This window comes from Puerhibacterium puerhi, assembly GCF_009846865.1.
Taxonomy (GTDB): domain Bacteria; phylum Actinomycetota; class Actinomycetes; order Actinomycetales; family Cellulomonadaceae; genus Puerhibacterium; species Puerhibacterium puerhi.
The window spans coordinates 12,906-35,447 of the sequence record NZ_WUWN01000014.1; the positions used below are offsets into that span (position 1 = coordinate 12,906).

General features: G+C 71.8%; 20 protein-coding genes. 14 read left to right on the plus strand and 6 right to left on the minus strand.

What is annotated here, in order from left to right:
* Positions 1–567: 567 nt before the first annotated feature.
* From GSF02_RS09470 to GSF02_RS09475, 3 genes are all read right to left on the minus strand, one after another.
* Positions 568–1,386, minus strand: coding sequence for a transposase (locus GSF02_RS09470; RefSeq protein WP_201308862.1), 819 nt, complete (start codon positions 1,384–1,386; stop codon positions 568–570).
* Positions 1,386–1,931 (minus strand): IS110 family transposase, encoded by a 546-nt coding sequence (locus GSF02_RS19020; RefSeq protein WP_328799014.1) that lies wholly within the window; start codon positions 1,929–1,931, stop codon positions 1,386–1,388. Before GSF02_RS19020 ends, GSF02_RS09470 begins: the two co-directional genes overlap by 1 nt.
* A 2,068-nt stretch (positions 1,932–3,999) precedes the next feature.
* Complete coding sequence (locus tag GSF02_RS09475; RefSeq protein WP_159795130.1) at positions 4,000–4,848, minus strand: serine/threonine-protein kinase; 849 nt, start codon at positions 4,846–4,848, stop codon at positions 4,000–4,002.
* Positions 4,849–5,397: 549 nt separating this feature from the next.
* Between GSF02_RS09475 and GSF02_RS09480 the strand changes: the two genes are divergently transcribed.
* Positions 5,398–6,150 (plus strand): type 1 glutamine amidotransferase domain-containing protein, encoded by a 753-nt coding sequence (locus GSF02_RS09480; protein ID WP_159795133.1) that lies wholly within the window; start codon positions 5,398–5,400, stop codon positions 6,148–6,150.
* A gap of 108 nt (positions 6,151–6,258) precedes the next feature.
* Here the strand turns inward: GSF02_RS09480 and GSF02_RS09485 are convergent, their stop codons facing one another.
* On the minus strand, positions 6,259–7,242 hold the full coding sequence (locus GSF02_RS09485; protein WP_201308864.1) for a response regulator transcription factor: 984 nt from the start codon (positions 7,240–7,242) through the stop codon (positions 6,259–6,261).
* Positions 7,243–7,557: 315 nt separating this feature from the next.
* On the opposite strand from GSF02_RS09485, the gene GSF02_RS18855 reads away from it, so the two are divergent.
* From GSF02_RS18855 to GSF02_RS09505, 5 genes are read left to right on the plus strand one after another with little or no spacing between them, the layout of a single operon-like run.
* Positions 7,558–8,028 (plus strand): alcohol dehydrogenase catalytic domain-containing protein, encoded by a 471-nt coding sequence (locus GSF02_RS18855; protein WP_235915477.1) that lies wholly within the window; start codon positions 7,558–7,560, stop codon positions 8,026–8,028.
* On the plus strand, positions 7,959–8,717 hold the full coding sequence (locus GSF02_RS09490) for a zinc-binding dehydrogenase (protein WP_235915478.1): 759 nt from the start codon (positions 7,959–7,961) through the stop codon (positions 8,715–8,717). Before GSF02_RS18855 ends, GSF02_RS09490 begins: the two co-directional genes overlap by 70 nt.
* Position 8,718: 1 nt before the next feature.
* Positions 8,719–9,288, plus strand: coding sequence for a type 1 glutamine amidotransferase domain-containing protein (locus GSF02_RS09495; protein WP_201308865.1), 570 nt, complete (start codon positions 8,719–8,721; stop codon positions 9,286–9,288).
* The gene (locus GSF02_RS09500; RefSeq protein ID WP_159795139.1) at positions 9,285–9,773 is read left to right on the plus strand and encodes an SRPBCC family protein; all 489 of its coding nucleotides are present in this window, start codon (positions 9,285–9,287) and stop codon (positions 9,771–9,773) included. The genes GSF02_RS09495 and GSF02_RS09500 overlap by 4 nt, the downstream gene beginning before the upstream one ends.
* On the plus strand, positions 9,770–10,945 hold the full coding sequence (locus tag GSF02_RS09505) for a zinc-dependent alcohol dehydrogenase (RefSeq protein ID WP_159795142.1): 1,176 nt from the start codon (positions 9,770–9,772) through the stop codon (positions 10,943–10,945). Before GSF02_RS09500 ends, GSF02_RS09505 begins: the two co-directional genes overlap by 4 nt.
* A 7-nt stretch (positions 10,946–10,952) precedes the next feature.
* On the opposite strand, the gene GSF02_RS09510 is transcribed toward GSF02_RS09505, so the two are convergent.
* The gene (locus GSF02_RS09510) at positions 10,953–11,954 is read right to left on the minus strand and encodes a hypothetical protein (RefSeq protein ID WP_235915479.1); all 1,002 of its coding nucleotides are present in this window, start codon (positions 11,952–11,954) and stop codon (positions 10,953–10,955) included.
* Between the two features lie 182 nt (positions 11,955–12,136).
* Between GSF02_RS09510 and GSF02_RS09515 the strand changes: the two genes are divergently transcribed.
* The 5 genes from GSF02_RS09515 to GSF02_RS09535 all read left to right on the plus strand — a co-directional run bounded on the left by GSF02_RS09515 (position 12,137) and on the right by GSF02_RS09535 (position 18,735).
* The gene (locus GSF02_RS09515) at positions 12,137–13,438 is read left to right on the plus strand and encodes an ABC transporter substrate-binding protein (protein ID WP_159795145.1); all 1,302 of its coding nucleotides are present in this window, start codon (positions 12,137–12,139) and stop codon (positions 13,436–13,438) included.
* Positions 13,428–14,423 carry a carbohydrate ABC transporter permease gene (locus GSF02_RS09520; RefSeq protein ID WP_159795148.1) on the plus strand — a complete coding sequence of 332 codons (996 nt, stop codon included), beginning with the start codon at positions 13,428–13,430 and terminating at the stop codon, positions 14,421–14,423. Before GSF02_RS09515 ends, GSF02_RS09520 begins: the two co-directional genes overlap by 11 nt.
* Positions 14,420–15,274, plus strand: a complete 855-nt coding sequence (locus tag GSF02_RS09525) for a carbohydrate ABC transporter permease (protein ID WP_159795151.1) — start codon at positions 14,420–14,422, stop codon at positions 15,272–15,274. The genes GSF02_RS09520 and GSF02_RS09525 overlap by 4 nt, the downstream gene beginning before the upstream one ends.
* A gap of 62 nt (positions 15,275–15,336) precedes the next feature.
* Positions 15,337–17,661, plus strand: coding sequence for a hypothetical protein (locus GSF02_RS09530; RefSeq protein WP_159795154.1), 2,325 nt, complete (start codon positions 15,337–15,339; stop codon positions 17,659–17,661).
* Positions 17,662–17,685: 24 nt separating this feature from the next.
* Positions 17,686–18,735 carry a LacI family DNA-binding transcriptional regulator gene (locus tag GSF02_RS09535; RefSeq protein ID WP_159795157.1) on the plus strand — a complete coding sequence of 350 codons (1,050 nt, stop codon included), beginning with the start codon at positions 17,686–17,688 and terminating at the stop codon, positions 18,733–18,735.
* A 42-nt stretch (positions 18,736–18,777) separates the two neighbouring features.
* On the opposite strand, the gene GSF02_RS09540 is transcribed toward GSF02_RS09535, so the two are convergent.
* Positions 18,778–19,587, minus strand: coding sequence for an IclR family transcriptional regulator (locus tag GSF02_RS09540; protein ID WP_159795159.1), 810 nt, complete (start codon positions 19,585–19,587; stop codon positions 18,778–18,780).
* A gap of 69 nt (positions 19,588–19,656) precedes the next feature.
* Here GSF02_RS09540 and GSF02_RS09545 point away from each other — a divergent pair, with 69 nt between their 5' ends.
* From GSF02_RS09545 to dgoD, 3 genes are all read left to right on the plus strand, one after another.
* Positions 19,657–20,664 carry a 2-dehydro-3-deoxygalactonokinase gene (locus GSF02_RS09545; RefSeq protein WP_159795162.1) on the plus strand — a complete coding sequence of 336 codons (1,008 nt, stop codon included), beginning with the start codon at positions 19,657–19,659 and terminating at the stop codon, positions 20,662–20,664.
* On the plus strand, positions 20,661–21,269 hold the full coding sequence (locus tag GSF02_RS09550) for a 2-dehydro-3-deoxy-6-phosphogalactonate aldolase (protein ID WP_159795165.1): 609 nt from the start codon (positions 20,661–20,663) through the stop codon (positions 21,267–21,269). The genes GSF02_RS09545 and GSF02_RS09550 overlap by 4 nt, the downstream gene beginning before the upstream one ends.
* A 136-nt stretch (positions 21,270–21,405) precedes the next feature.
* Positions 21,406–22,539 carry a galactonate dehydratase gene (gene dgoD / locus GSF02_RS09555; protein ID WP_456239000.1) on the plus strand — a complete coding sequence of 378 codons (1,134 nt, stop codon included), beginning with the start codon at positions 21,406–21,408 and terminating at the stop codon, positions 22,537–22,539.
* Positions 22,540–22,542: the final 3 nt, after the last annotated feature.

Genomic DNA, 22,542 nt, shown 5'->3' on the forward strand with positions numbered 1-22,542 from the left:
TGCCGCCGCGGGAGCGGGCATGGCTTGGTAGTTGCGTATCCCGTACGAGCGGACCTCTGTGATCCCGCCGCGTAGGGCAGGGGCACTGGTGATGCGGGTCGGTTGAGGCGCTCAGTAGTGAGCTCGGGAAGCCGGCTCAGGTACACCGTGGCCGTCGAGTAGCAGGTTGGCGCTGGTCATCGTCATCGCCGGGCCCGCCGCCGCGGCTCCGGCCCCGCCTACCTCTACGGCACGCCGGAGACCCCCGCCGACGAGGAGAAGTGCGCCCTCCTCTACTGGCTCGCTGACCAGTTCAAGCGCTATCAGTTGCACGGCCACGGCCTGAGCGAGGACGCGGCCGGCACCCCCGCGCCACGAAGGGCACGGAGTGTCCGACACCGAGCACGACCGACCGAGGGTGAGTAGCCTCACTCGGCGGGGGGAGCGGCGGCGATGGCCCTCGACGAGCCCCCGGATGCGGCCCTCCGAGTACCGCGACTGGGATGCCACAGAGCCGTGAATGACCTGTGCGAGGGCGCGCGCGCGTGTGCGTCGGGCGGGGCCCGACGTGTTGTTGCGGGCGGTGGGTTAGGCGGCGGGTTCGAGGTGGACGGTGTGGCCGAGGTGTTCGAGCTGGGCGACCAGTCGGCGGGTGTGGGCCTCGGTGTTGCGGCGGGTGTGCCAGTCCGGGCCGAGGTCTTGGTAGGGCTCGTCGCGGGCGAGCATGTAGTAGGCGCTGACCAGGATGGAGTGGGCCACGGCGATCTGGGCGCGGCCGGCCCCGCGGCGGCGGGCGAGGCGGTCGTGCTGGGCGGCGAGGTGGTTGCGCCCGTGCATGCGGCCGGTGGCGGCGGCGGCCTCGACCAGGGCGGAGGTGAGCCACTTGTTGCCGTGGCGTTTGCCGGTCGGGGCGCGCCGGCCGGCGGACTCGGAGATCCCCGGGGCCAGGCCGGCCCAGGCGGCCAAGTGGGCGGCCGAGGGGAAGCGGGACATGTCCGCGCCGGTCTCGGCGATGATCACCTGGGCGGCCTTGGCGCCCACTCCGGGGATGGTCTGCAGCAACTGAAGCTGGTGGGCCCATGGGGCGCAGGCGGTGGCGATGGCCTGGTCGAGGTCGGCCAGGGCGTGTTCGACCAGCTCCAGGCGGTCCAGGATCGCGGCGGCCAGGACGGCGTGGTGGGCCTCGAAGTGGCCGTCCAGCGCCTGGGCGAGCTCGGGGATCTTGGTGCGCATGCGGGTCTTGGCCATCTCGGCCAGCACGAGCGGATCGCGTTGCCCGGCGATCATCGCCCGCAGCATGGCCCGGGCGGAGACGGTGGTCAGGGACGAGGCGACCGAGGACAGCTTGATCGAGGCATCCTCGAGCATCAGCTCCAGGCGGGTGGCCTCGCGGGTGCGGTCGCCCATCAGCTGCATCCGTAGCGGGTCAGCATCCGCAGCTGCCGGATCGGTGGGGGCGGGACGAACGAGGCGGTCAGCAGCCCGTGCTCGCGCAGCTGGGCGATCCACTCCGCGTCGCGCACGTCGCTCTTGCGCCCCGGCACCGCCTTCATGTGGGCGGAGTTGAGCAGCCAGACCTCCATGACCTCCTCGAGGCAGTAGAACGGCGGCTTCCAGTAGGTCGAGGTCGACTCCATCGCCGCGATCGTGACCCCGGCCTCGACCAGCCATGCGCGCATGACCCGCAGCGCCCCGGCCGTGGTGCGGAAGGTGCGCGTCTCGCTGGCCCGCCGGCCTCCGGGGGGCGGGGGTGCGCACGCAGACCGTGACCGTCGCCTTGCCCACGTCCAGCCCGGCGACGCGTTCGAACAGCACTTCCATGACCGGCCTCCCTTCGGCCGGCCGGCCGCGACCACCGCGGCCGGCGCCGCCCGGAAGGCCCTCTGCCAGGACACAGACCCGCGTGCTCGTAGCGACAATCCACCGGCACCCGAGGACCTCGCGCCATACACCGTCTACGGGCTCGCCCGCACCAGTGTGGTCCGGCGTCGCCGGGCGCACCCCGATTCTCAGCGACCACCGCGGCGACCGCCAGGCCGCCATCCGTTACACCTCTGGCAAGTCGCGGCAGGTGGGTTTCGTCCGCACGTAACCGCAGGGTCGGAGGTTCGCGTCGGTTGCATGCACTAGAGTCGGCAGTCGTAGGAGGAGGGTGTCGATGTCACTAGTGGTGCAGATTGAGACATCCTCACCACGCCCTGGACGTCGGTTCGAGCCGGTTCAAGAGCGCGCACTACACGCAGCAGCCACGGCTGCGTGCCACAGCCTTCCAGGTGCAGCGCGGGGGCTTGTTGTAATCCCGGAGTTCTCGGGTCCGATAGGTATACCTGACTTCACAGCGTTCATAGGCGACGCAGGGGATCTCATTCGGCGCCAGCGGCTTAGCGTACCCGCGACGACCAATGAAATCGATGCAGGAATTCTCTCTGTCGCCCACGTGCAGAGGCCGCGAACGGCCGCGAGCATGGCTCAATCCTTGAACTGGCCGCTGAGCACCATCGCAGGCCGGCTTCGCGGCCTGGTTCTCCGGGGTTCTCTATTGGAGCCGACTCCTGGACGCTTTGTGCGACCAGCCGAACTCTCAGCCCGCGGAAGGCTATACGCTGTCGAAGCGAAGGTGGACGACTGGCGGTCCGGGCTCCGACAGGTGCGAACGTATCGCGTATGGGCAGATGCGTACGTCCTTGTCATGGCTAAGGTCGCGGAGCGCGCACTTGGCCAATTGACGGACGAAGTGACGCGCGACCGCGGTGGTCTCGTCGTTGATGGCGAATGGATCCTTCGCCCGCGTATCGGCCGTTTAAGTGCTCACCGGAAGCTTCAGGCCTGGGAGATGTTCGCCAACGCGTCGCGTTGTGGGTTAGAAGCGCCAGCCCTCGCTCCGGGCGTACATGCGTAGCCCTTCTTGCAGAGGATCGATCCATTCCGCGGACCGATCGCGAATGCCGCTTGATGAAGACACGGCCGCCCACCCCGCGCGGGCATTAGAGTACATCCCATCGAGAATTCGAAATCGATCCTCGTAGCTTCGGCCCGACGCAACAGCAAGCACTGCGCCACTTACGGCACTGATGTGGTGGAGGAACGAGGCCCTTGGGCCGGGCGCTGCGGGAAGCCCGCCGAGACGGGCAGCAAGTGCCGGGTCTTGCTGGCCCAAGAGTTGACCGTCGCGCTTGCTGAGTGTACCGAGTAGGCCAGCGACCGTGGGTCGCTCGTACCAACTAGCAATGCCGTTTCCGGTGGTCCGAGCGGCGTAGTCGGCGTAGGCCATCACCCGCTGCCGCTTGTCCCAGCCGCTCCCTACGGATGTCGCTCCCGCAGCAACTGCCGGCAACGCAGCGAAATCTCCGTGTGATATGTGAACTGGGCTGTATTCGCTCAGTGCGCGCACTGTGCGACAGCGCCCAAATACCTCGTTTGGTGTGACACTTGGCGGCGGGTCGTTGTCGGGCTGGACAAACGAAATGAGCCAGCCACCCGGAGTCAGCGCGGCGAGCGCTCCGACATGAGCGTCGAGGTCGGTGCCGTCGCTCCAGAAACTGCCGGTTCCGGCGATGGTCAAAGTGGCCGCGGGGTCGCGTTCCACGGCGAATCGCGCGGTGTCGAGTGCAATTGCGCTCAGGTTGTTGAGGCCTGACGGAAGCAGCGGGGTAGGCGCTAGGTGGGGTGCACCAATTTCATCTTGGAGCCTATAGACGCGGCGCACATGCTCGTCACGATAGGCCGCTTGCGAGAGGTCCCCGACCGGTCCGCCCCAGAGTGGGTACTCGGAGTAGTAGCGAAGGTCTCCGACCCCTGTCATTTGAAGGACATGGGTAGCGGGGTCGAACCAGTAGGGGATGCCAGCAGACCGGAACTCTTGCGATCGCGGTCCCAGTCCCGGCTTGTTGCCGGAACCGCCGCGATGCCTGTAGGGCGAGGCCCAGGGAGAGATAACCGCCCCAGCGGCGTAACCCGCCGCGGCGGCATCAGTGATCCAGCCGACCTGGAATGGTCTTGGGCTGTCTTCGACGTACGCGGTCATGGCGTGGCAAGAAGTGCGTCGCGAAGAGCGGCACCGTTGAGGTACCTGCGCGCTGGCTGGGGGTGGAGCGTGCGCATCACCAGGGAAGCTTGCTCCTGGGTGAGGTCGGGACGGAGCGTTGCGAGCGGTTGGAGGGAGCCGCTTCGAAGGCGATCGAAGTACTCAAGATCATTTCCGTGGTAGGGATACGGCGAGGTGCCGGTCAGGGCGGTATACATAAGGATTCCGACCTGGAAGATGTCCGACATGGGCATCGGACCGCCGCTGTAACTATTGAGGTGCTCGGGAGTCAGATAACCCGGCGTGCCGGGTTGTCCGGCGACTGTGAGGCCAGACCTGAGGGTATGCCGCGCGAATCCGAAATCAAGCACCTTGTACGTGCCGTTTGTGAGCCTCCGTACGTTGTTGGCGCTCAAGTCCCGATGGATCACTGCCTTTTCGTGACCCGCGGCCAACCCCACGGCGACCTGGCGCGCCATCTCTCGCACATCCGTCCAGGCCCAAGGAACTCGCCTAGCGAGGATCGCTCCGAGATCTTCGCCGTCGAGGTACTCCTCAAGCCATGCCGCGCCGTGTACAGGGTCGCCGAGCTCGATCAAGGTCGACTCGACGTGCACGACGTTGGGGCATTCGAGGCTTGCGAGGAGATCCACTTCGCGCTCGGCCCTCTTGAGAGTCTCGTCCGTAGCGAAGTCGACAGCGACTACCTTGAGGACGCACTCAGTTCCGTCCCGCTCGACCAGGCGCACAGCTTTCTGGCCGCCGACGGCGCCAATGGACCCCTTGTCGACGAGGTTGAGAGCAACTAGTGCTTCCTTGACGAGAGCGTCGTCGGCCACTGCCATGCGGGGAGGCTATCGCCACGGACGGTGACTTCGGCGGAAGGACACGTCTTGCGGGTGAATTCACCCTGCATCGGTCTCGTTCGACGCTGAGACTGCAGCGCAGTAGTGCGGAACGAATTCCCACGGCGTGGGCTCGGTGGCAGCGGGAGTTGCGGGGAAGTGTCCAGTCTCGTCGGCTGGCGCCGGGCGCTTCCGCGCTGCATCGCAACAGCTACTCGCTAGCCTGTGGAGTGCGGCCCTGGCGAGGCGTTCTGGCGTCCAGAGCGGCACGCAGGTGGCACGAGGTGAAGCCGAGAGCAGCAGAATCGGCGGAATTCCAACGGTCTTCGGCAACTGGCCTACTTGATCAACTTCTAGTCGATGGCGTCCGCCGGCACCTGGCGGCAGGCCTGGTCAGAGGCCCGGCTCTGCGGAAGACCGCCGGTCCGGGCCCCTCTCTGTCGCGGGCCGTCGAGGACTCCTGGGGCGAGTCTGCAAGGAGCGCGAGTCGGGTCGAACGGAACCGCAACCCCCGTCGACGGTCGGCGGGTCCGCTCCTAGCGTTGCCCCATGGCTGGCTCGCGGCGGGTTCTGATTGTTGCGACGAACGCTCATCGGTTCGAGAGGGTGGGTTTCCGGACGGGGTTGTGGCTCAGTGAGCTCACCCACTTCTGGGATGTCGTCGAGGATGCGGGGTTCGCGATGGACATCGCCAGCCCGTCCGGCGGCAAGGTCCCGCTGGACCCGGAGAGTCTGCTGCTCACGGAGATGGGCAGTGCCGTGGGAGTGAAGGGCCAGTTGGCCAAGCGATACGAAGACCCGGACTTCATGCGCCTCCTCGACGCGACCACCGCCGTCGCGGATGTGGACGCCGCTCAGTACGACGCCATCTATCTGACTGGCGGTCACGGCGTCATGTTCGACTTCCGCGATTCGCCGCTCGCGGAGCTGGTGGCACGGTTCTACGACGCGGGCAGGGTCGTCTCCGCGGTGTGTCACGGACCCTGTGGCTTGCTTGACGTGCAGCTGGGCAGCGGCGGGGCGCTCGTGGACGGCAAGCAGGTGACGGGGTACTCCTGGACCGAGGAGGTCGCCGCCAGGCGCAATGACGCCGTGCCGTTCAGCCTCGAGGAGGAGCTTCAGAGGCGCGGCGGGAGATACAGCAAGTCCAAGGTGCCGTTCAGGTCGCACGTCGTCGAGGACGGGCGGTTGATCACGGGACAGAATCCGAGGAGCGCGCCTGACGTTGCGGAAGCAGTCGTCAAGATGCTGAACGCGACCACCGATCAGTCCCCGTCCCGTTCGACCACCCTCGGGGAGTAGTTGCAGGGCCTCCCGCCGACCGACCGTCGTGCCGGGCGCCGCCTCGCTCGCCGCGCCCGGCGGCAACCCGATGGACCTGTCGACGCGCACGACGGCGAACCGCGGACGCTAGGGCGCCGCAGGCACGTAGCACCCCTCGCGCTCCGCGCGGACCGCGGCCAACGTCCTCGACGGCGCCTGGAGCTTGTGCAGGATGTGTTCCACGTGCGTGGCCACCGTGCGGCCCGAGACCCCGAGCCGCCTGGCGATCTGCTGGTTGGAGCGGCCGTCGATCACCAGCCCCAGCACCTGGAGCTCGCGCGGGGTGAGCCCTCGGTGCTCGGCGGCGGGCGCCACCACGACCAGGCCGAGGACGCAGTCCGGGAGGTCGGCCGCCGCCAGGACGGTCAGGCGGACGTGCTCCGCCGTCGCGTGGCCGTCGTGCGCCGGCCACAGGAAGGACCGGTAGACCTGGCCGTCACGGAGCGTCGCGCGAGCGATCCGCACGACGGGCGAGTCCCCGGCCAGGAGCGCGTCGCCCGCGAGACCCGGGAGCGGACCGACGGTCTCGTCGTCCAGCAGGACGGCCCCGGCGGTGGCGCCCCGCACGATCCGTGCGCTGGCGGCCAGCGCACGCATGGGTGACAACGCCCGGGCGATCAGCGACGAGAGCCTTCCCAGGCGGTCCCGCAGCCACGCGGGCGGCGGGTCGCCCGCTGTCGACAGCAGGCCCAGGAACCCCACGTACCGGCCTCCGGTGTCGAAGAGGGCCGTGCCCAAGCCTCCCCTGAGGCCGGCGGGAAGCAGGCACTCCGCCCCGGAGGGCAGCTCCTCCAGCGCGAGCGGGAAGTCCGCGACGCTCATCGGGGTCGCGCTGCGGTCGAGCCCCACGAGCTCGATCTCCCGGGCGACGGACGGACCGTCCAGGTAGTCGACGACGGATCGATCCAGCCCCGTGCTGGCGACGTAGGCGATACGGCTCGTCCCGGGCACGGTGACGGCGACCCACAGGGTGTCGAAGGTCGGCGCCCAGCGGTGCAGCGTCTCCACGACGGCCTGCGCTCGTTCGGCCAGGGGCGCGCTGGATGCGGCGATCGCAGCCATCTCGGCCATGGGGCGAACCGGGCGCATCTCGGCACCTTAGGGCGACACCCGACCAGTCGCGTCCGGGCGACCCGAACGGCCTCACGGGGCCGACCAGCCGCGCCCGCACGCCGACCGGATAACCCGTCAACCGTACCGCCGGAGCCCCGGCCAGGCCCGCTCGGTGGGGCGCGCGCCGGGGCGCGCGATTCCCGAGGTGCGGAGGAGAGGCACACCGGGGAAATCGGCAGGTCTGCCGATACCGCCCCTGGCGCCGCCCTACGTGTAATGAGGTGCCCGCCCGGGACCGGACGGGGGATACCCACTCGCGACCCGGAGGCAGCGATGAAGGCAGTGGTGTACGAGGGCCCGCGGCAGGTCAGCGTCAAGGACGTGCCGGACGCCCGGATCGAGCGGCCGACCGACGTCCTGGTCCGGGTGACCTCGGCGAACATCTGCGGCTCGGACCTGCACATGTACGAGGGCCGCACCGACTTCGAGACGGGCCGCTGGTTCGGGCACGAGAACCTGGGTGAGGTGGTGGAGGTCGGCGACGGCGTCGACAAGGTCAAGGTGGGCGACTGGGTCGTCCTGCCGTTCAACATCGCCTGCGGGCACTGCAAGAACTGCGAGCGGCAGCTGACGAACTACTGTCTGACCGCCCAGCCGGAGCCGCAGATGGCCGGCGCCGCGTTCGGCTTCGCCGACATGGGCCCTGGCCCGGCGGGCAGGCAGAGCTGCTGCGGGTGCCGTGGGGCGACTTCAACTGCCTGCGGCTGGGCGAGGACGCGGAAGAGAAGCAGACCGACTACGTGATGCTCGCCGACATCTTCCCCACCGGCTACCACGCCACCGAGATGGCCGGCGTGAAGCCCGGGGACCAGACCGTGATCTACGGCGCCGGTCCGGTCGGACTGATGGCCGCCCTGTCGGCCACCATCCGCGGGGCCGGCAAGGTGATGGTCGTCGACCGGCAGCCCGACCGGCTGCGCCTGGCCGAGTCGATCGGCGCGATCGCCATCGACGACTCGAAGGTGGACCCGGTGCAGGTAGTCCTCGACGAGACGATGGGGCTGGGCGCGGACAACGGGTGCGAGTGCGTCGGCTACCAGGCGCACGAGCCTGACGGCCAGGAGCAGGCGAGCCTGACGATGAACCGGTTGGTCGCCTCGGTCCGCTTCACCGGGAGCATCGGCGCCGTCGGCGTCTACGTGCCGCAGGACCCGGGCGGCAGCGACGACCTCGCGAAGCAGGGCAAGATCGCCCTCGACTTCGGCATGCTCTGGTTCAAGGGCCTGCACCTCGGCACCGGCCAGGCGCCGGTCAAGAAGTACAACCGGCAGCTGCGCGACCTGATCGCCGGCGGCAAGGCCGAGCCGTCGTTCATCGTCAGCCACGAGCTGCCGCTGGAGCAGGCTCCGGAGGCCTACGACCACTTCGACAAGCGCGACGACGGCTGGACGAAGGTCGTGCTGCACCCGGCGATGGCCGGAGCGGGGGCCTGACGTGGCAGCGCTGGACGGACGACGGGTCGCCATCCTGGCGGCCGACGGCGTGGAGCGGGTGGAGCTGGAGCAGCCGCGCCAGGCCCTGGACGGCGCGGGCGCCCGCACCGAGGTCGTGTCGATCAAGGACGGCGAGATCCTGGCGCGCGACCACGACCTGGAGGACGCCGGCACGTTCGCCGTCGACCGCCTGGTCGGCGACGCGTCGGTCGACGACTACGACGCCCTGCTGCTGCCCGGCGGCACGGTGAACCCGGACAAGCTGCGCATGGAGCCGGCCGCGGTCGCGTTCGTCCGCGACTTCGTCCAGTCGGGCAAGCCGGTCGCCTCGATCTGCCACGGCCCGTGGAACTTCGTCGAGGCCGACGTCGCGCGCGGGCGCCGGCTGACCTCGTTCCCGAGCGTGCGCACCGACCTGCGCAACGCCGGGGCGGAGGTGGTCGACGAGGAGGTGGTCACCGACGGCAACATCACGACGAGCCGGTCGCCCGACGACCTGCCCGCGTTCTGCGAGCGGATCGTGCAGGAGTTCGCGGGTGCCTCGGCCGCCGCCGCGGGGGGTGGGACATGACCTTGTCGGTCGGAGGAGTGGTCTCGTTCGCCGCCGGCGCCGTCGGGAGCGTCGTCCGCCTCGTGCGCCGGCTCGTCAACCCGTCCGCCGCCCGGCCGGCCGGCCGGGGGTCGCCTGCGTCGGGATGGCTCGCGGTCACCGTGCTGCGCGAGCCGTCCGAGGTGGACATCGCGGCGCTGCCCGCGCCCCTGGCCGAGCTCGGCGGCCGGGTCGAGGCCCGGACCCGCCCGGCTCCAGGCGGCAAGGGCACCGAGCTGGCGGCGCGCCTGCGCGACCGACCGCCCGGGGGATCCCCCGCCGCCCGCCTGACCGGGCGCGATCCGCAGGCGGACCTCCGGTCCGCGCTGCGCCAGGCGAAGCAGGTCCTCGAGGCGGGCGAGGTGCTCGCGGTGGACCCCGCGCCGCACGGCAAGCGGCCGCCCACCCCCGGCGGCCTGCTCCTGGAGGCGTGGACCAAGGTGGCTCCCAAGGCAGGTGTGCGATGAAGGCGGTGACCTGGCGCGGGGTCAACAAGATCGGCGTCGAGGACGTCCCCGAGCCGACGATCCTCAACGACCACGACATCATCCTCGAGGTCGGCCTGAGCACCACCTGCGGCTCGGACCTGCACCTGCTCGGCGGCTATATCCCGGCCATGCGCGCGGGGGACGTGCTCGGGCACGAGTTCATGGGCACCGTCGTCGAGGTGGGCCACGGCGTGACGAAGCACCACGTGGGTGACCGCGTGGTGGTGGTCTCCTTCATCGGCTGCGGCCAGTGCTGGTACTGCCGGCAGGGGCTCTGGTCGCTGTGCGACAACGGCAACCCCAACCCGGGGATCACCGAGGCGCTGTGGGGCCAGTCCATCGGCGGCTGCTTCGGGTACTCCCACGCGATGGGCGGCTGGGCGGGCAGCCACGCCCCCTACATCCGCGTGCCCTACGCCGACCAGGGGGCCTTCGCGATCCCCGACGGCGTCTCCGACGAGCGGGCGCTGTTCGCCTCCGACGCCGCACCCACCGGCTGGACGGGGGCGCACCAGGCCGGGGTGGAGGCCGCCGACGTCGTCGCGGTCTGGGGTGCCGGCGGCGTGGGCCAGATGGCCGCCCGCGCGGCCATGCTCATGGGCGCCGAGCGCGTCGTGGTCATCGACCGGTACGACAACCGGCTCGAGCAGGTCCGCACGCACATCGGGGCGGAGACCCTCGACTACGAGCAGGTCGACGTCCCGGGGGAGCTGCGGGAGATGACCGGGGGCCGTGGCCCCGACGTCTGCATCGAGGCGGTGGGGATGGAGGCGCACAGCCCGGGGCCGCAGTACCTCTACGACCAGGTGAAGCAGCAGCTGCGGCTGCAGACCGACCGGCCCACCGCGGTCCGCGAGGCGATCTACGCCTGCCGCAAGGGCGGGACGGTGTTCACCCTCGGCGTCTTCGCCGGTCTGGTGGACAAGTTTCCCCTGGGCGCGGTGATGAACAAGGCGCTGACCCTGCGCGGTGCCCAGCAGCACGGGCAGCGCTACGTCCCGCAGATCCTCGAGCACATGAGCCGCGACGAGCTGCGGACCGAGCACCTCGCCACCCACGTGATGTCGCTCGACGACGGGCCCAAGGGCTACGAGATGTTCAAGAACAAGGAGGACGGCTGCGTGCGTGCGGTGTTCCGCCCCGGCGCATGAGGCGTGCTCAGGCCCGGGCCTGCGCGAGGCGGGTGCGGCGGTCCTCCTCCCGCTTCGAGTACGCGGCCGCGCGGATCGCCTCGTCCGACTCCAGGCCGCTGCCGAGCCCGCCGCCGACGGTGGCCGCGGACGCGACGAACCAGGCCAGCAGGAACAGGTCCTTGTAGCCGAGCGACTGCTGGACGGAGCTGCTCATCACGCCGGGGTCGAGGATGAACAGCGCCCAGGCCAGGTTCACCAGGTACAGCGCGACGTAGCAGATGGTGACCCCTGCGAGCAGGGTCAGCAGCGTCGACGCGTTGTACAGGCGCGACCTGTCCCGCGCCGCGGCCGAGGTCCGGTCGGGGCGCTCCCACAGGTTGCCGTCGATCGTCAGCCAGGCGACGACCAGCGTGATGGACACGACCGTCGCGAGCGCGAGGCGCCACCCCGCCAAGGAGCTGGCCAGCAGCCAGACGGTGGAGTTGATGGTGGCGATGGCGCCCGTGGTCAGCGCCGCGACCAGCGCCGACTTGAGCCCCGGGACGAGCAGCCAGGGGCGGTTGGCCAGCACCATGCCCCGGAGCAGGCGCCACCGCCCGCTGCGCCGGGGAAGGTGCACGCGGTGCTCGCCCTGCGAGGTTTCCGGGTCGGCCATGCCGGCGACCAGCGTGCGCACCGCCTGCCGGGTGCGCGCGTGCATCCGCAAGCCCCCGAGGGCGGGCAGGGACACCACCGCGGTCCGTCGCCGCGGGTCGGTCTCGACCAGCATGTACCGGCCGTCGTCGTCGCGGACCGGAAGCTCGGTGATGCCGACGACCACGTCCCAGTCGTGCTCGCGGGCATGGTCGGTGAGCCGCCCCAGCGCCGTGGCCACGTCCTCGGACTCGACGGTGAACGGCTCGCTCAGGACCTCGACGTCCCAGGCGCCGGCTCCCCGGGGCCCGTCCGGGCCGAGGCGACCCAGCCGGCGCGCGATCTCGGAGGGCTTGGCCGGGTCGGCCACCAGGCCGATGCGCAGCGGCCTCATACCAGCAGGCTAGGGCGCAGCCGGCACGGACGCGCGGCACGGGCGGCGTGAGCCGGCCGTGCGGCGGCAGGGGTCGAGCGCGGCTCCCGGGAGCAGCTTCTTGACGGGGCCGAACGCGTCGCCTACGGTTGCCGCAACCGGTTGCGCAACGATGACTAGCGAAGGAGCTAGAAGCGATGACCATGACCCGACGCGCGGCCAGGCCCCTGGCCCTGGCGACCGCCCTCTCCGCCGTCCTGCTCGGGGCGGCCTGCGCCCCTTCGCCCACGTCGTCCGACGACTCCTCCGCCGGCTCGGGGAAGGGCACCACCATCACCGTCGGCATGGAGGCCGGCTCGCCGCACGAGGCGTTCTACAAGAAGGCAGCCGCGGACTTCACCGAGGAGACCGGCATCAAGGTCCAGATCCTCGGCGTCCCGCACGACAACATGCACCAGCAGTTCCTGTCCGACGCGATCGCCGGCGGTACCGCCTACGACGTGCTCATGGTCGACCAGCCGTGGGTGTCCGAGTTCGCGGCGAACGGCTACCTCGAGCCGCTGGACGACCGGCTGAGCGACGAGGACCGGTCCGACTTCGTCGCCGGCACGCTCGACACCGAGAGTTACGACGGCAAGCTCTACGGCCTGCCCTTCCTCGTGCACAACCTGGTCACCTACTACCGGCCGAGCATGCTCGAGGCCGCGGGCATCGACGCCCCGCCCACCACCTGGGAGCAGTACCGCGAGGCGGCCCGTCTCACCACGGACCCGGGCACGGGGACCTACGGCACGATGATCCCGGGCAACCGCGACGGCGAGGTGGCCACCCGCTTCGAGAGCTACGTCCAGCAGGCCGGCGGCGACATCGTCGACGCCCAGGGCAAGCCCGACATCGACACCCCGCAGGCCCGCGCCGCCCTGCAGATGATGACCGAGATCCAGTTCGACGACGGCTCCAGCCCGGCGGGGCTGCACGACTTGTCGGCAATCCAGGGTCAGTTCCTGGAGGGCAAGATCGCGATGGTCTCGGTCTGGCCGTACCTGTGGGCGATGGCCACCGACCCGGAGCAGTCCAAGATCGCCGACGACGTCGCGGTGGCGCTCAACCCGGGCAACCCCGACCAGGTCGCCACCACGTTCTCCTGGGGCCTGGGCGTCTCGGCCGGCTCCGACGCCAAGGACGCCGCGTGGACGTTCGTCTCCTGGGCCACCAGCACGGACGTCCTGACCCGCAAGGGGATCGAGCAGCTCTCGCCGGTGCCGCGCACGTCCGCGATGGACGCCATCGCGCAGTCCGACGAGCTGTCCGAGGCTGACCGCAAGGCCCTCGCAGTCTTCTCCGACTCGGTGGCGCGCAGCACCACGATGCCGATGACGCCGGCCTACTCCGCCTACCAGTCGGCGATGTCGGAGGCGGTGTCGTCGGTCATGTCGCGCCAGGCCACGCCTGACCAGGCGCTGGCCACCGCGCAGAAGCAGATGGAGCAGGCCGATGAGGGCTGACCACCCCGCCGGAGCGGTCGCCGCCGCCGGCCCGGCGCCCGTCCGTGGACAGCGAGCACCCACGGTGGCCGGTGACCGCCCGCACGGCCGGACGCGGGGCCGCACCATCGCCGGCCGGCGCCGGCTGACCGGCATCATGATGACGGCGCCGGCCCTGGTAGCCCTGGCGGCGACCGCGCTCTTCCCCCTGCTGTGGACCGTGAGCCTGAGCCTGCAGAGCTTCAGCGTCGCGGTCGGCGGTCCGGAGCCGGGCTTCGTCGGTCTCGCCAACTACGGTCGGGTCCTCGCCAACCCGGCGTTCTGGACCGCGCTGGGGCAGACCCTCGCCTACGTCGTCGTCACGCTCGTCGTCGAGCTCGCCGTCGGCCTGGCCGTCGCGCTGGCCCTCGCCAAGGAGACCGCGGGGCGCAAGGCGCTCCGGGTCGTCGTGGCGCTGCCGCTCATGATCGCCCCGGTCGTGGCGGCGATGGCGTGGAAGTTCCTGTTCTCCCCGGGCTACGGGCTCGTCAACGAGGGGCTCGCGCGGCTCGGGATCGAGGGGCCGGCCTGGCTCGCCGACCCGTGGCTCGCCCGCGCGACGATCCTGGTCACCAACGCGTGGATCGCGCTGCCGTTCGTCATCCTGGTGCTGCTCGCCGGTCTGGCCAACATCCCCGGAGAGCTCAACGAGGCCGCGCGGGTGGACGGCGCCGGCCACTGGCGGCGCCTCTGGCACATCACGCTGCCCCTGCTGCGCCCGGCCATCCTCATCATCCTGGTGATCCGTCTCGCCGACGCCTTCCGGGTCTTCGACGCCGTCTACGTCATCACCGGGGGCGGCCCCGGCGACGCCACCGAGGTGCTGTCGACCTTCCTGTACCGACAGATGTTCACGAGCGCCGACTTCGCCGGCGGGGCCGCGACCTCGGTGCTCTTCGTCGTCGTCATCGCCCTGACCGCCGGTGCGGTCTTCGCGGTGCTGCGCCAGCGGGAGGACCGCCGATGAACCGCACCCAGTCGCGCCACCCGGTGCGCACCCTGTCCCGCGCGACCGCGTTCGGCGTGCTCGCCGTCGTCGCGGCCTTCCTGTTCGTGGTGCCCGTCGTGTGGGTCGTCGCGACGTCGCTCAAGCCGGACGGCGAGATCTTCGCCATCCCGCCCACCCTGCTGCCGAAGGAACCCACGCTCGCCCACTTCGTGTCCGTCCTGGGTGACGAGTCGATCCTGCGGTTCTTCCGCAACAGCCTCGTGGCCGCGGGCCTGGCCACCGGCGTCAGCCTGCTGCTCGGGGTGCCCGCCGCCTTCGGCTTCGCGCGGTTCCGCTACCGGGCCTCCGGGCTGCTGCTGGGTGCGGTGCTGGTCACGCGCATGTTCCCGCCGGTCGCGCTGGCGCTGCCCTTCTTCCTGCAGTTCCGCCAGCTGGGCCTCCTGGACTCGCCGGTCGGTCTGGCCGTGGCCTACCTCCCGGTCGTGCTGCCCCTCGTGATCTGGATGCTGGAGGGCTTCTTCCGCGAGCTGCCGGAGGAGGTGCTGGAGGCGGCGCGCCTCGACGGCATGGGCTCGCTCGGCTCGCTGCTGCGCATCGTCGTGCCGATCTCCCGGCCGTCGATCGCCGTCGCCACGATGTTCGGGTTCCTCGCCGCGTGGAACGAGTTCGTCATCGCGCTGTCGCTGACGCGCACCCCCGCCGGGCAGACGATGCCCGTCGGCATCGGCGGCTACATCACCCAGTTCCAGACGCTCTGGGGCGACATGACGGCGGCGTCGGTGCTCTACCTGGCGCCGGTGCTCGTGATCACCGCCCTCGCGCAGCGCGGGATCATCTCCGGCCTCACCGCCGGCGCCACCAAGGGCTGAGACGCCCCCGGGCGCCCCGCGCCCCACCACCTGCTTCCTACTTCAGCTTCAGGAGAGATCACGTGATGCAGATCCACACCACCGGCGGCCCCGACCGGCACGGCATCGAGCTGCGGCTCGACCGCGAGCCCGTGGCCGCGGCCGAGCACCCGGTGCTGGTCGAGGCGTTCGACGGAACGCCCGGCGGCTGGCAGGGTCGGCCGGTGGCGTCCGGCTATGCCGAGGTGCGTCAGGACGGCGGCATGGTCGTCGGGATCGCGCGCGTCGAGGTCGCGCAGGCCCGGCTCGAGGTCACCGACACCTGGCGCGTGGCCGAGGGCGGGGGTGTGCGGCTCGAGCGGCGGATGCGGTGCCTGGCCGCCGAGCCGGGCGCGGCCGTGCGCCTCGTGCTGGGCCTCGACGTCGTGGCGGAGGGCTTCGACGCGGGCTCGCAGGTCTTCGCGCCGCCCGCCCTGTACGACCTCAATGACGTCGACGGCGACGGCGTGGAGGACTACCTCGACACCCGCGAGCTCGTCTTCCGGGACGACCGGCTCACCGGCCTCGCCGTGCTGGCCTACGAGCCGCGACGCGGCCTCGGGCTGGCGCTGACCCGCGACGACCTGCCGGAGCACGACGACGTCCCCGACCGGGCGCGAGGCCAGCAGGCGGTCGTGCAGCGCACCGACGTCGGCAGCCTCGGGCTGGTGCCCACCGGCGCGGGCTGGCTGCTCACCGCGGCGTACCCCTTCGTCGAGCGTGGGCGCAGCCACGCCCTCACGGCGCAGGGGCGCGAGCCCTGGGGCGCCTTCCTGCCGGTCACCGCCGGGCTGGAGGTCACCGTCGACTACGGCGTGCGCGCGGTCGGGGGCGCCTCGGCCCCCGAGGCGCTGTGGCGGCTGTGGACGCAGCGCATGGCGACCCTCGCACCGCGCCGGGTGGAGCTCGCCGAGCCGCTCGAGGAGCTCACGCGCCTGCGCCTCGACGCCCTCATGCCGTACTACCGCGAGGACGCGACGACCGCCGGCTTCGTGACCAACTGCCACCCGCAGGACGGCGTACAGCTCGGCGACGTGCTCCAGTACGGGTTCACCGGGCAGACCGTGCTCAACGCGCTGCACGTGCTGCGGCACGCCGACGAGATGCCCGACCCCGAGGCCCGCGCCAAGGGCCTGCGGGTCGTCGACAGCTTCGTACGTCGTGCCGAGCGCTCCCCGCTGGGGCTGGTCCACACGCTGTACGACTTCGCCACCCAGCGCGACGCGAGCTGGTGGAGCGGCCTGCTCCTGCCGCTCGCCTACGCCGACGAGGACAGCGGCATCGAGCAGCTGATGGGCCCCGTGCGCGAGCACATGGCCTACGCCATCGACGCGCTGTCGGGCGCGCCCGACGGCACCTACCTGCGGTGCGTCGCCGAGGAGCACCACGCCCTGCTGCGCGCCTACCGCAGCGAGCTCGAGGCCGGCGTCGAGCACGACGACTGGCTGGCCGTGGCCCGTTCGTTCGGCGAGTTCCTCCTGGGCGCGCAGGAGGACGACGGGTCGTGGCGCCGGGCGTACGCCTTCGACGGCACACCGCTCGTGGAGCCGCGGGCCTGGTTCGGACGCGCCGAGCTCAACCAGAAGTCGTCCACGGCGACCGCGGTGCCGTTCCTGCACGAGCTGTACCGCGTGACCGGGGAGGCGCGCTGGCGCGACGCGGCGGTCGCTGCGGCCCAGTTCGTCGCCGAGCACTTCGTGCGCCGGATGAAGTTCAACGGCGGCATCCACGACTCCATCTACGCCCGGGCGCAGCTCGTGGACTCCGAGAGCATCCTGTTCTCCCTGCGCGCCTGCCTGGCGGCGAGCGAGATGATCGACGACGCGGACTTGCGCGCGGCGGCGGTCGACGCCGCACGGGTCCTCGCCACCTGGGTCTACCTGTGGGACGTGCCGTTGCCGCCGTCGAGCACGATGGCGCGGTTCGGCTTCCGCAGCACCGGCTGGAGCGCGTGCGACACGGCGGGTGCCGGCTACATCCACCCGTACGAGCTGCACGCCGTGCCCGACCTGCTCGAGGCTGCCGTGCTCGGCGGCGACGAGCACCTCGCCGTCGTGGCCGACCTCGTGCTGCACGGGTCCAACGAGACGGTCGCGACCGTGGGGCGCGACTGGGGCTACGCACGTCCCGGCCTGCAGGAGGAGGGGCTCCTCGTGAGCTGGTGGCTGGTCGACGACCCGATGTTCGTCGACACCGGCTTCGGGGGCCGCGGCAAGGGCGAGGGCAACAAGACGTGCCTGCCCTGGATCTCGGCCGTCGGCATCGACGCGACCGACGAGGTGCTGCTGCGGCACGGGACCACCGAGCTGCGCGCCGCGTGGCGCCGTGCCGTCGCCCCGGTCGCCGCGGACACTATGGTCGAGGCGTGACGGCGGCAGGGGCAGGAGGGGCGCGTGGGTAGCGTCGACAGCCGCGACGCGGTGCGGGCGAGGCCACGCCGGACGACCCTCGCCGACGTGGCGCGCCTCGCCGGTGTGTCCAAGGCGACCGCTTCGCGCGCCCTCAACGGCCGCGGGGAGATGAGCGCGGAGACGCGCGACCGGGTGGTGGCCGCGGCCGCCGAGCTGGCGTTCACTCCGTCGGCCATGGCGCGGAACCTGGCGAACGGGCGCACCGGGACCGTGGGGATCCTGACGAACGACCTCGAGGGCCGCTTCGTGATCCCGATCCTCATGGGGGCCGAGGACGCGCTCGGCGCCGGGCGGACGTCCGTGATCCTCACCGACGCGCGAGGCGACGCCGTGCGCGAGCGTCAGCAGCTGCGGACGCTGCTGGAGCGGCAGATCGACGGGCTGATCGTCGTGGGCGGCCCGCGCACCGACCCGCGCCCGTCGCTCGGCCGGGACCTCCCGGTGCCCGTCGTCTACGCCTACGCGCCGTCGGAGGACCCGGACGACCTGTCGCTGGTGGTGGACAACGTCCGGGCGGGGAGGATCGCTGCCGAGCACCTGTGGGAGCTCGGCCGGCGCCGCGTCGGCTTCGTGGGGGGCGACCCGACGTACTGCGCGTCCCGCGAGCGCGAGGCCGGCGCAGCCGCGGCGCTCGCGGAGCACGGAGCCGAGCTCCTGGGTACGGGCCTGCGGTCCGGCGACTGGACCGAGCGCTGGGGGAGGGCCGCGGCCGGCCGGCTGCTCGAGCTGCACCCCGACCTCGACGCGGTGATCGCGGCCTCGGACCAGCTCGCGCGTGCCGCGATCGAGGTCCTGCGCGAGACGGGGCGGGCGGTGCCGGAGGATGTCGCAGTCGTCGGCCACGACAACTGGTCGGTCGTCGTCGCGAACACCCGGCCGGAGCTCACGAGCGTCGACGGACGGCTCGAGACGATGGGGCGGACGGCCGCCGGCCGGATCTTCGACGCGCTCGCCGGGCAGGAGCTGGGCCACGGCGTCGAGCTGACCGGGGTGGACCTGGTGATCCGCGGTTCCACCGTGCCGGACGAGTAGGCGACCCCGGCACGGAGGCTCGGCGGTCCCGGCTGCGGGAGCTCAGCCTGCGACCGCCCGCGCCGCGCGGTGCCCCAGGCCTGCCGAGATCCTCCGCGCCGCCTCCAGCACCACGGGCTCGAGCGCCTCGAGCCGCTCGGGCGGCATGTACGGGCGGGTCGCCGAGACGCTGACGGCCGCGACGATCGCGCCGGAGATGTCGCGCACCGGCGCGGCGACGCACAGGATGCCGGGCTCGTTCTCCTCGAGGTCGAAGGTGGTGCCGCGCGCCACCGACGCCTCCATGACGCGCACGAACGCGTCGGCAGTCAGGACGTCGCGCTCGAGCCCCTGCCCGGCGCCCGCCGGCCGGTCGGCGAGGAACTGCTCGCGCCAGCGGTCGGGGGAGTCCAGCAGCAGCGACTTGCCGATCCCGGTGCGGGTCAGCGGCATGCGGTGCCCGATCCGCGACCGCATCTCCGCGCCGCGGGTCCCGGGGATCTTGTCCAGGTAGAGCACCTGGCCGCGGTCCTCGATCGCCAGGTGGACGGTGTCGCGCACCTGGCCGGCCAGCGCGCGCAGCACCGGCCCCGCCACGGTGGTGACCGGGTTCTCCTGCAGCGCCTGGTAGCCGAGCTCGATGAGCGCGGGCCCGAGCGCGTAGTCGCCGCCGTCGAGCTGGCGCAGGTACCCGGTGGCCAGCAGCAGCTGCAGCAGCCGGTGCGTGGTGCTGCGCCCGACGCCGGTCTCCTGCGAGATGTCCCGCAGCCGCGCGTGCCCGCGCGCGACGGCGTTCACGATCGCGATGCCGCGAGCGAGCGTCTGGGTTCCCGGGGGAGCGGCGGGCTGCTCGGGCGTCGTGGGGGCGGTCATGTCGACATCGTATCCCGATAATAGGGAAGCCGTTGAGATTATCGGGACGGCGGTCCTAGCGTGCGCCGCATGGTCGACGACGCATCGAGGCGCACGGCGGGGCTCATCGCCCTGGACTGGGGGACGACGTCGTTCCGGGGCTGGCTCCTGGACGACGCCGGAACCGTGGTCGACCGCGTCCGCTCCGCCGACGGGACCCTGCAGGTCTCCGAGCGGGCCGACTCCTCGGGTGAACGCGCCGCCGCCTTCGACGCCGCTTTCGCCCGGCTGTGCGGCCACTGGCTCCAGCAGCGTGCCGACCTCCCGGTGATCGCCGCGGGGATGGTCGGCTCCAACCACGGGTGGGCCGAGGCCGGCTACCTCGACGTGCCGGCCGACCTGGCCGACCTCGCCGACCACCTGACCCGCGTCCCGGGCACGCGCGTGCACATCGTGCCGGGGCTGCGCGTCCCGGGCCCCGACCCGGACGTCATGCGCGGCGAGGAGGTGCAGCTCGTGGGCGCGCTCGCCGAGACCGAGCGGCCCTCGACCGTCGTCCTGCCCGGCACCCACTCCAAGTGGGTAGACCTCGCCGGCGCCCGCGTCACCACCTTCACCACCGCCATGACCGGCGAGCTGTACGGGCTGCTGCTGCGCGACAGCATCCTCGCCCGGCTCGCCACCGAGCCCGCCGGGCCCGCCGGGCCCGCCGGGGACGAGGTCTCCGCCGCCTTCTCGCGCGGCCTGGACGTCGAGGCCGCGCGCGGCGACGAGCGAGGCCTGGCCGCCCTGCTCTTCACCGCCCGGACCTTCGTCATGGCCGGCCGGCTCGACGGGGCCGACGTCGCGGACTACGTCTCCGGGCTGCTCGTCGGCGACGAGGTGCGCCACGCCGTGCGCGGCATCCCCGCCGACGTCGTCGCCGTCTGCGGCTCGCGCCCGGTCGCGTCCCGCTACCGCATCGCGCTCGAGCGCCACGGCGCCACCGTGCGCCTCGTCGACGAGGACGCCGCCGCCCGCGGGCTGTGGCAGGTCGCGCTCGACGCCGCGCTCGTCCCCGCCCCCGCCACCCGCACCACCGAGGAGCTGCTGCCATGACCGCCACCGTCGGGCTCGTCGCCATCCTGCGCGGCGTCACCCCCGCCGAGTCCGTCGACGTCGCCTCCGCCGTCCTGACGGCAGGCTTCGACGCCGTCGAGATCCCCCTCAACTCGCCCGAGCCGCTGGAGTCGGTGGCCCACGTGCGCGCGGCCTTCCCCGACCGGCGCGTCGGCGCGGGCACCGTGCTCACGCCCGACGACGTGCGCCGCGCCGCGGAGGCCGGCGCCTCGCTGATCGTGTCGCCCAACACCCGCGCGGACGTCGTCGCGGAGACCGTCCGCCTGGGGCTGGAGAGCTGTCCCGGCGCCGCGACGCCGTCGGAGGCGTTCGTCGCCGTCGAGGCCGGCGCCCGCGCCGTCAAGCTCTTCCCGAGCCCCAGCATCGGCATCGGCGGCATGCGCGCCTGGGCGAGCGTCCTGCCGGCCGGCGTCGGCCTGGTGCCGGTCGGTGGCGTCGACGCCACCAACCTCGGCGACTGGGCCGCCGCGGGCGCGGCGGGGGCCGGCATCGGCACCTCGCTGTACCGACCGGGGGACGGCGCCGACGTCGTCGGCGAGCGCGCCGCCGAGCTCGTCGGGATCTGGGCGCGGCACGCCGCCTGAGCCGCCCCCCGGACACCACTCGCACCACCCGCACGACCGCACCACCACCGACCGCACCACCACCGACCGCACCACCACCGACCGCAATGACGCACAGAGCACAGAAGCCGGAAGGGTTGCCGTGAAGATCACGTCGATGACGACATTCGTCGTCCCGCCACGCTGGGTGTTCCTCAAGATCGAGACCGACGAGGGGATCGTCGGCTGGGGCGAACCTGTGCTCGAAGGGCGGGCGGCCAGCGTCGTCGCCGCCGTCGAGGAGCTGTCCGAGTACCTGATCGGGCAGGACCCGCGGCGCATCGAGGAGCACTGGACGGTGCTGTACCGCTCCGGGTTCTACCGCGGCGGCGGGATCCACATGAGCGCGCTGGCCGGGATCGACCAGGCGCTGTGGGACATCAAGGGCAAGGCGCTCGGCGTGCCCGTGCACGACCTGCTCGGCGGGCGGCTGCGCGACAGCATTAAGGTCTACTCGTGGATCGGCGGCGACCGGCCGTCCGACACCGCCGCCGCGGCCAAGGACGCCGTCGACCGCGGCTTCACCGCCGTGAAGATGAACGGCCCGGAGGAGCTGCAGTACATCGACACGCGGGCCAAGGTCGAGAAGGTCGTCGACAACGTGCAGGCGGTGCGCGACGCCGTCGGGCCGAACATCGGCATCGGCGTCGACTTCCACGGCCGGGTGCACCGCCCGATGGCGCGCGTGCTGCTCGACGCGCTCGCGCCCTACCACCTGATGTTCGTCGAGGAGCCCGTGCTCTCGGAGCACGTCGACGGCATCGCCGAGGTGCTGCGCACCTCCGCGGTACCGATCGCCCTCGGCGAGCGCCTGTTCTCGCGCTGGGACTTCAAGAACGTCATCACGCAGGGCCTGGTGGACATCATCCAGCCCGACCTGTCGCACGCCGGCGGCATCACCGAGGTCCGCAAGATCGCCGCGATGGCCGAGGCCTACGACATCGCCGTCGCCCCGCACTGCCCGCTGGGGCCGATCGCGCTCGCGGCCTGCCTGCAGCTCGACGCCGTGGCGTACAACGCGGTCATCCAGGAGCAGAGCCTCGGCATCCACTACAACACGAGCAACGACCTGCTCGACTACCTCGTCGACCCGTCGGTGTTCGCCTACTCCGACGGGTCCGTGGCCATCCCGCGCGGCCCGGGTCTCGGCATCGAGGTGAACGAGGAGTACGTGCGCGAGCGCGCGGTCGAGGGGCACCGGTGGCGCAACCCCGTGTGGCGCCACAGCGACGGCTCGTTCGCGGAGTGGTGAGCG

Bases quoted from the DNA above. Each gene is read 5' to 3' on its own strand.
- GSF02_RS09505 (WP_159795142.1), top strand. From the start codon at position 9,770: ATGAAGGCGGTGACCTGGCGCGGGGTCAACAAGATCGGCGTCGAGGAC.
- GSF02_RS18855 (WP_235915477.1), top strand. From the start codon at position 7,558: ATGAAGGCAGTGGTGTACGAGGGCCCGCGGCAGGTCAGCGTCAAGGAC.
- GSF02_RS09515 (WP_159795145.1), top strand. From the start codon at position 12,137: ATGACCCGACGCGCGGCCAGGCCCCTGGCCCTGGCGACCGCCCTCTCC.
- GSF02_RS09545 (WP_159795162.1), top strand. From the start codon at position 19,657: ATGGTCGACGACGCATCGAGGCGCACGGCGGGGCTCATCGCCCTGGAC.
- GSF02_RS09550 (WP_159795165.1), top strand. From the start codon at position 20,661: ATGACCGCCACCGTCGGGCTCGTCGCCATCCTGCGCGGCGTCACCCCC.
- dgoD (WP_456239000.1), top strand. From the start codon at position 21,406: ATGACGACATTCGTCGTCCCGCCACGCTGGGTGTTCCTCAAGATCGAG.
- GSF02_RS09480 (WP_159795133.1), top strand. From the start codon at position 5,398: ATGGCTGGCTCGCGGCGGGTTCTGATTGTTGCGACGAACGCTCATCGG.
- GSF02_RS09520 (WP_159795148.1), top strand. From the start codon at position 13,428: ATGAGGGCTGACCACCCCGCCGGAGCGGTCGCCGCCGCCGGCCCGGCG.
- GSF02_RS09475 (WP_159795130.1), bottom strand. From the start codon at position 4,848: ATGGCAGTGGCCGACGACGCTCTCGTCAAGGAAGCACTAGTTGCTCTC.
- GSF02_RS09485 (WP_201308864.1), bottom strand. From the start codon at position 7,242: ATGGCCGAGATGGCTGCGATCGCCGCATCCAGCGCGCCCCTGGCCGAA.
- GSF02_RS09470 (WP_201308862.1), bottom strand. From the start codon at position 1,386: ATGGGCGACCGCACCCGCGAGGCCACCCGCCTGGAGCTGATGCTCGAG.
- GSF02_RS09510 (WP_235915479.1), bottom strand. From the start codon at position 11,954: ATGAGGCCGCTGCGCATCGGCCTGGTGGCCGACCCGGCCAAGCCCTCC.
- GSF02_RS09500 (WP_159795139.1), top strand. From the start codon at position 9,285: ATGACCTTGTCGGTCGGAGGAGTGGTCTCGTTCGCCGCCGGCGCCGTC.
- GSF02_RS09525 (WP_159795151.1), top strand. From the start codon at position 14,420: ATGAACCGCACCCAGTCGCGCCACCCGGTGCGCACCCTGTCCCGCGCG.
- GSF02_RS09540 (WP_159795159.1), bottom strand. From the start codon at position 19,587: ATGACCGCCCCCACGACGCCCGAGCAGCCCGCCGCTCCCCCGGGAACC.